This window comes from Microbacterium sp. zg.Y909 (assembly GCF_024626565.1).
This window is the reverse complement of sequence record NZ_JANJFJ010000211.1, coordinates 1-7,504: the sequence shown is the minus strand read 5'-3', so window position 1 is coordinate 7,504 and position 7,504 is coordinate 1. Positions and strand designations below refer to the sequence as shown.

General features: G+C 69.6%; 5 protein-coding genes. 3 read left to right on the top strand and 2 right to left on the bottom strand.

The features are described 5' to 3' along the window. Positions 1-186 precede the first annotated feature (186 nt). Positions 187-2,367 carry a DEAD/DEAH box helicase gene (locus tag NQ160_RS14705; protein ID WP_257515950.1) on the top strand — a complete coding sequence of 727 codons (2,181 nt, stop codon included), beginning with the start codon at positions 187-189 and terminating at the stop codon, positions 2,365-2,367. 220 nt (positions 2,368-2,587) lie between these two features. Here NQ160_RS14705 and NQ160_RS14700 read toward each other — a convergent pair whose 3' ends face one another. Continuing rightward, positions 2,588-3,649, bottom strand: coding sequence for an Rv2578c family radical SAM protein (locus tag NQ160_RS14700; protein ID WP_257515949.1), 1,062 nt, complete (start codon positions 3,647-3,649; stop codon positions 2,588-2,590). Positions 3,650-3,766: 117 nt separating this feature from the next. On the opposite strand from NQ160_RS14700, the gene NQ160_RS14695 reads away from it, so the two are divergent. Further along, on the top strand, positions 3,767-4,813 hold the full coding sequence (locus NQ160_RS14695) for a M15 family metallopeptidase (RefSeq protein ID WP_257515948.1): 1,047 nt from the start codon (positions 3,767-3,769) through the stop codon (positions 4,811-4,813). Positions 4,814-4,862: 49 nt separating this feature from the next. Here the strand turns inward: NQ160_RS14695 and NQ160_RS14690 are convergent, their stop codons facing one another. Continuing rightward, positions 4,863-6,017 carry an alkene reductase gene (locus tag NQ160_RS14690; protein WP_257515947.1) on the bottom strand — a complete coding sequence of 385 codons (1,155 nt, stop codon included), beginning with the start codon at positions 6,015-6,017 and terminating at the stop codon, positions 4,863-4,865. Between the two features lie 267 nt (positions 6,018-6,284). On the opposite strand from NQ160_RS14690, the gene NQ160_RS14685 reads away from it, so the two are divergent. Next, positions 6,285-7,448, top strand: coding sequence for an acyl-CoA dehydrogenase family protein (locus NQ160_RS14685; protein ID WP_257515946.1), 1,164 nt, complete (start codon positions 6,285-6,287; stop codon positions 7,446-7,448). Positions 7,449-7,504 lie beyond the last annotated feature (56 nt).

Below are 7,504 nucleotides of genomic sequence, written 5' to 3'. Positions count from 1 at the left end.
TGGTCGGCTTCGGACACTGCGCGTGGTGCGCGTGGATGGGTTTGTGAGTCCAAGGGGCCGATGGTGGGCGTCGATCGACGTGCATGACCACTATCGATAATGGCCCCGGCCGACGGATGTCCGGGTTATACCTGCGTGCCAGCGGGTGCTGTTCTCGTGTGAAAGAGAACCCAGAAGGACATATCCATGCCCAAAAGCAAGAAGCCCGCAGGCGGCCGTCCGGCCAAGAACTTCGAGCCCCGCTACGGCGCGAAGACCAGCTTCCAGGACCGCAAGCGCCGTCCCGGTGAGGCATCGACCGGCACCGCCGGTTCCAAGAGCCCCAGCCACCGCGGCTACCGCGCCCCGGAGCAGACGACGGATGCCGCGCCCAAGCGCCGCTGGTCGGCGCAGGAGAAGGTCGGCCGCGACGAGGCCCGCACCATCCGCGCCCACGCTCAGGGCGATGACCGCGGCGCCCGCCGCTTCGACGACCGTCCCCGCCGTGACGCCGCCGACCGCCCCGCCCGCTCGTACGACGACCGTCCGGCGCGTTCGTTCGACCGCCCGCAGCGTGATGACCGCCCGGCTCGCTCGTTCGACGACCGTCCCCGCCGCGATGCCGGTGACCGTCCGGCCCGTTCCCACGACGACCGTCCGGCCCGCTCGTACGGTGACCGCCCGCAGCGTGATGACCGTCCGGCCCGTTCGTTCAGCGACCGCCCGGCTCGCTCGTACGACGACCGTCCCCGCCGTGACGCGGGTGACCGCCCGGCTCGTCCGTTCGGTGACCGCCCGCAGCGCGATGACCGTCCGGCCCGTTCGTTCAGCGACCGCCCGGCGCGTTCGTTCGACCGCCCGCAGCGTGATGACCGTCCGGCCCGTTCGTTCGGCGACCGCCCGGCTCGTTCGTACGACGACCGTCCCCGCCGCGACGCGGGTGACCGTCCGGCCCGTTCGTTCAGCGACCGCCCGGCTCGTTCGTACGACGACCGTCCCCGCCGCGACGCGGGTGACCGTCCCGCTCGTTCGTTCAGCGACCGCCCGGCGCGTTCGTTCGACGACCGTCCCCGCCGCGATTCGGGTGACCGTCCGGCACGCTCGGACTGGAACGCCGAGTCCAAGACGAAGGCCCAGCAGGACCACGTCGACGTTGTGCACGAGCGTCTGCAGGCCGAGGCCGTGCAGGCCGTCGAGGTCGCAGATGTGAGCTTCTCGAGCCTTGGCCTGGGCGACAACATCGTCCGCGTGCTCAAGGACCTCGGCGCGCCGAGCCCCTTCCCGATCCAGGCGGCCACGATCGCCCCGATCCTCGAGGGCAAGGACGTGCTGGCCCGCGGCCGCACCGGCTCCGGCAAGACCATCGCCTTCGGCGCTCCCCTCGTGGAGTCGCTGCTGCGTTCGCAGGACGGCAAGCGTCGTGAGTTCGGCCGCAAGCCGAAGGCGCTCGTCCTCGCTCCGACGCGCGAGCTCGCGCTGCAGATCGACCGCACCATCCAGCCGATCGCCCGCAGCGTCGGTATCTTCACCACCCAGATCTACGGCGGCGTGCCCCAGGCGCGTCAGGTCGGTGCGCTGAAGAAGGGCGTCGACATCATCATCGGCACCCCGGGTCGCATCGAAGACCTCATCGCACAGGGCAAGCTCGACCTCTCCGAGGTTCAGATCGTCGTGCTGGACGAGGCCGACCACATGTCGGAGCTCGGATTCCTCGAGCCCATGCAGCGGATCCTCCGCCTCGTCGCCGACGGCGCGCAGAAGCTGCTGTTCTCGGCCACGCTCGACCGCGAGGTCGCTGCACTGGTCGACGAGTTCCTCGTCGAGCCGGCCGTCTACGAGGTCGCCGGCGAGGACCAGGACTCCAGCACGATCAACCACCGCGTGCTCGTGATCGACCACCGCGACAAGGCCGAGATCCTGTCGTCGCTGGTGGACCGCGAAGGCAAGACGCTCGTCTTCGCCCGCACCCGCGCGTACGCCGAGATGCTCGCCGAGCAGTTCGACGACCAGGGCATCCCCGCGGTCGCCCTGCACGGTGACCTGAACCAGGCCAAGCGCACGCGCAACCTGCAGCGTCTCACCGACGGACGCGTCAGTGTGCTCGTCGCGACGGACGTCGCTGCGCGCGGCATCCACGTCGACGACATCGACCTGGTGATCCAGGCCGACGCACCCGACGAGTACAAGACGTACCTGCACCGCTCCGGCCGTACCGGCCGCGCGGGTCGCGCGGGCACCGTCGTCACCCTCATCCCGCGTCAGCGCCGTCGGCGCATGACCGAGATGCTGGACCGCGCCGAGATCGAGGCTCCCTTCGACGAGGTGCGCGTGGGCGACGACCTGCTCGAAGAGCTGTCGGGCCGCCAGCTGGCGGACGTCGTCGCGTAACAGCGACACCTGAACGCAGCGCCTCGGATCTTCGCGATCCGGGGCGCTGCGTCGTCTCCGCTGCAGGCGATCTGCGCGGTGCAGGAGATTCCGGCGGTGTTCGTCCTGCGCCGGTGACTTCTCCTGCACCGGCGACGGGATGCTGGCGGCATCCGCTTCCGCATCCCGCTGGCGTGGCCGGTATGAGGCGCGCCGGGCGGCCCCCGTGCGGCGTCTGTCGTCAGAAGAGCATGGGTGCGGCAGCCGCCGTCGTCACCGCCGCCTTGCCCCGCGAGGTTGTCACGACGGGGCCGGGCCGCGGCGGCCGGCGCGGTTCGTCGTCCTCCTCTGCGCCGTTCAGCCGGTGCAGCCGCAACAGGGGGCGCACGCGCCGGGCGAGCCAGGTGCGATAGGCCTTCGGTGCCATGACGGATGCCCCGGGGTAGAGGCCGTGGTAGGACGACACCAACTCGGGGTGCTCGCGGGCGAGCCACTGCAGGAACCAGGGCTTCACGCCCGGGCGCAGGTGCATCGCCCCCCAGACCACGCGTCCGGCTCCCGCCTCCGCGATGCGCCGCAGCGCATCGTCGAGGACGGCGACCGAGTCGGTCAGGTGCGGCACGATCGGCATGAGGAACACCGTCACCCGAAAGCCCGCCTCGCGCGCAGCGCGCACGGTCTCCAGTCGAGCCTGGAACGACGGCGCCCCCGGCTCGATGGCCGCACGCAGCGATTCGTCGGCCACCGCGATCGACATCGCCAGCGACACCGGAACGTGCGCTGCCGCCTCTCGCAGCAGGGGGAGATCGCGGCGGATCAGCGTGCCCTTGGTCAGCACCGAGAACGGCGTGCCCGACTCGGTCAGCGCGCCGATGACGCCGGGCATGAGAGCGTACCGCCCCTCGGCTCGCTGATAGGGGTCGGTGTTGGTGCCGAGGGCCACCGTCTCGCGCGCCCAGGATCCGCGCCGCACCTCGCGCGCCAGCACGTCGGCCACGTTGATCTTGACGACGATCTGCGAGTCGAAGTCGCTTCCGGCATCCATGTCGAGGTACTCGTGCGTGCCGCGGGCGAAGCAATACACGCATGCGTGGCTGCAGCCGCGGTACGGGTTGACGGTCCAGTCGAAGGGCATCGCCGAGACCGCCGGCACGCGGTTCAGAGCGCTCTTGCACTGCACCTCGTGGAATGTCATCCCGGCGAACTCGGGGGTCGTCACCGAACGCACCAGGCCGTCGATGCGCTCCATCCCAGGGAGCGCATCGGCATCCACGACTCCGAGTTCCTGCCCCTGCCACCGCATCGTTCCATGGGAACAGAACTTCGACACTATGTCAATGCGCACCCTTATCGGAATCGAACGCGGGCGCGCCCGTGGGCGGTGCTCCCGCGTCGCGCCGGCGCGGGGGACAATGGACACGTGACGGACCCCGAACCGCCTGCATCCCGCCGCGCGCTGCGCACGGCGGGAGTCGGCGCGCCGTCGTCACGCCGCCGCGCCCGTCGGGCCGCGCGTCGGCGACGAGCGCTGGTGCTCGGTGGTGCGGCTGCACTGGTGCTGTGGGGCGTGATCGCGCTGACATCTGCGCTGCTGGGCGCGGCCGGCGAACAAGACGCCGTCGACGCCCAGTCCGCTCGAAGCGCGGCGCCGGTGCCCTGGGCCACGGCCCTTCCGGTGCCGACGATGGTCGGCACCGCGACGGCTGCCCCCTCGGCCGACGCGCAGCCATCGGCAGAACCGACAGAGGGCATCTGCGCCGACGCTGCGGTGGCGGCGGCCCTGGCGGCCGGCGACGACGTCGCCGTGATCGCCGCAGCCGGGGGTGCGCCCGCGTTCCGTGAGGCCGTGGCGCGGGGAGCGGCGCCCTGCATCGACCTCGCCGATCCGGGCCGTATCTGGGTCGTCGTCAACAAGCTCCGCGCCTACGCCGTGCCGGACTACGCGCCGTCGTCGCTGGTGGCAGCGGGGTCGGTCCCCGGCGGCAATCAGGCGATCCTGCGGGCCGATGCCGCGGCGGCCCTGCAGAGCATGTCCGACGCCGCGCGCATCGCGGGCGCCGAGTTCGGCGTGCAGAGCGGATACCGCTCGTTCGGCATGCAGCAGTCGATCTACAACGCGCACGTCGAACAGCGCGGGGTGGCGGCGACCGAGTTGGTCAGCGCGCGGCCGGGATACAGCGAGCACCAGTCCGGGCTCGCCATCGACGTCGTCCCGTGCGGCAACGGCTGTGGTGGCCTCGACGATCTCGCCGGCACGGCCGCCGACCAGTGGATCCGCGCGCACGCGTGGGAGCACGGCTGGATCGTCCGGTATGAGGATGGCTACACCCCCATCACCGGCTACGCCTACGAGCCATGGCATCTGCGCTACGTGGGCGTCGATCTCGCGCGGGCGTACCACGACGGCGGGTTCCACTCGCTCGAGGAATTCTTCGAGCTGGCCCCCGCCCCGGACTACGCCGACTAGTCGGCGCGCGGCCCGGGGGCGGGGGCGTGGATCGGTGCCGACGCCTGGCTCAGGCGCCGCTGGGTGTCAGCTCCGACGCGGCCCGCTGCTCTTCCCACGTGGGGTAGTCGGTGTACGCCTCTTCGCCGCCGCCGTAGCCGCGTCTCAGGTCGGTCTCGTTGATGGGCCAGTCGTTCTGCATCCGCTCGACCAGGTCGGGGTTGGACATGTAGGCGCGACCGAAGACGAACAGATCCGCCTTGCCGGCGTCGAGGGCGTTCTGGGCGAGTTCCTTCGTCAGGTCGCCGGAGGCGATCACCGTGCCGTTGTAGCGCTCCCGGATGAACTCGTAAGGGAAGCGGTGCCAGATCTCACCGTTGACGATCTCGTCGTTCGGCTGGTTGGCAAGTGTCCGCAGGCTCTCGGGGGTCTGGAAGGCGACGTACGCGAGGTCGAGGTCGTTGAGTCGGTCCAGGAGGACCGAGTACGTCTGTTCCACCTCGTTCTCCGCGATGCCGTTGTACCGGATGTTCGGGGAGATCTTCACGCCGATACGGTGACTCGTGCCCCACGCCTCGATCAGGCGGCGAAGCACCTGGATGATGAACTCGGTGCGCTTCTCGGGGGTGCCCCCGAACTCGTCGGTGCGCTGGTTCGCCTCGTCCGAGAGGAACTGGTGAGGCAGGTAGCCGGAGGCGCCGTGCAGCTCGATGCCGTCGAAGCCGGCGGCCTTGGTGCGCACTGCGGCCTTGTAGTAGTCCTCGATGAGGTCCCAGGTCTCCGCCGTGGTCAGTGCGTGCAGGTCGGTCGTCATCTGGGAGTACCCGCTCTGACGGGTGAAGATCATCGCGTCGGCAGGCACGGTGCTCGGCGCGACCATCTGCAGTCCGCCGTTGTTCACTTCGTGTCCGACGCGGCCGGTGTGCTCGGACTGCAGGAAGATCCGGCCGCCCTTCGCATGCACGGCGTCGGTCACGACCCGCCAGGCATCCTCCTGCTCCTGGGTCGCGATGCCGGGGATGTCGAAGTATCCCTGCCCGCGCCGTTCGGGCCAGGTCCCCTCTGAGATGATGAGCCCCGCCGAGGCTCGCTGTGCATAGTGCAGCGCCATCAGAGGGGTGGGAACGCCTTCGGGCGTCGCCTTGGCGCGGGTCATCGGACCCATGACGATTCGGTTGGGGAGAGTGAGGTCCTTCAGCTGGAACTCATCGAACAGGGAGGGCATGATCGCCTTTCGGTCTATGTGGTCAGACCACACGCTAGCAGTTGGGAGACGCCTGCGCACCACTTGTTTTCGGAAGCGAGGCGCCCACTCATGCGGCGGTACTCAGTGCCGCAGGTCGCGGCATCGGATCTCACGAAGGTCTACGCGCCGGACGCCCGACGGCCTAGACTCAGGGCATGGCGGCGCCGCCCATCCGAGCGCGCGGCCGCACCGAGACTGTGAGCAGCATGGCGGCCCGTCCGCCCACAAACCGAAGGGGGTTTGCGCATGGAGCGTGACATCTACGACGAGGACCACGAGGCATTCCGCGAGGTCGTCCGCGAGTTCATCAAGCGGTACGCGACGAACGAGAAGCGCGAGAAGTGGGATGCCGACGGCGAGATCGACCGCGAGACCATGCTCGCCGCGGGCGAGTCGGGCCTGATCGGGCTCTCGGTGCCCGAGGAGTTCGGCGGCGCCGGCATGCTGCAGGACTACCGCTTCCGCACGATCGTCAACGAAGAGGTCATCGGCGCCGGTGCCGGGTCGCTCGCGGGTGCCTTCGGCATTCAGGACGACCTCGCGGTGCCCTACATCGTGCACATGGGCACGCAGGCGCAGAAGGAGAAGTGGCTGCCCCGCATGGCCACCGGCGAGGTGCTCGGCGCGCTGGCGATGACCGAGCCCGGCGCCGGCAGCGACCTGCGCGGCATCAAGACCACCGCCAAGAAGGTCGACGGCGGCTACATCGTCAACGGCGCGAAGACGTTCATCTCCTCCGGCAAGACCGCCGACATCGTGGTGACCTTCGTCAAGACCGGTGAAGGCACGCGCCCCGACGCATTCAGCCTGCTGATCATCGAGAACGGCATGGCCGGCTTCGACCACGGCAAGAAGCTGAACAAGATGGGCTCGCACGGTCACGACACCGCCGAGCTGTCGTTCACCGACGTGTTCGTGCCCGAGGAGAACCTCATCAGCGGCACCGAGGGCCAGGGCTTCGTCCAGCTGATGATGAACCTGCCGCTCGAGCGTCTGTCGATCGGCATCGCCGCGGCATCCGCTTCGCAGGCTGCGCTGGCGTGGACGGTGGAGTACACCAAGAGCCGCGAGGCCTTCGGTGAGCGCATCATCGACTTCCAGAACACCCGCTTCAAGCTCGCCGACGTCGCCACGACGGTGGACGTCATGTGGGCCTACCTCGACAAGGCGCTCATGGCCTACAAAGAGGGCAAGCTCACGGGCGAAGAGGCCGCGAAGGTGAAGTTCTGGACCACCGACCGCGAGTGGGAGATCCTCGACACCTGCGTGCAGCTGCACGGCGGCTACGGGTACATCACCGAGTACCCCATCGCCCGGGCCTTCCTCGACGCGCGCGTGCACCGGATCTACGGCGGCACGAACGAGATCATGCGCGACATCGTCAGCCGCAAGATCGCCGGCAAGCGCTGACGCGCACCTGACGCACCGGATGCCGCGGTCCCTCCGGGGGTCGCGGCATCCGTCGT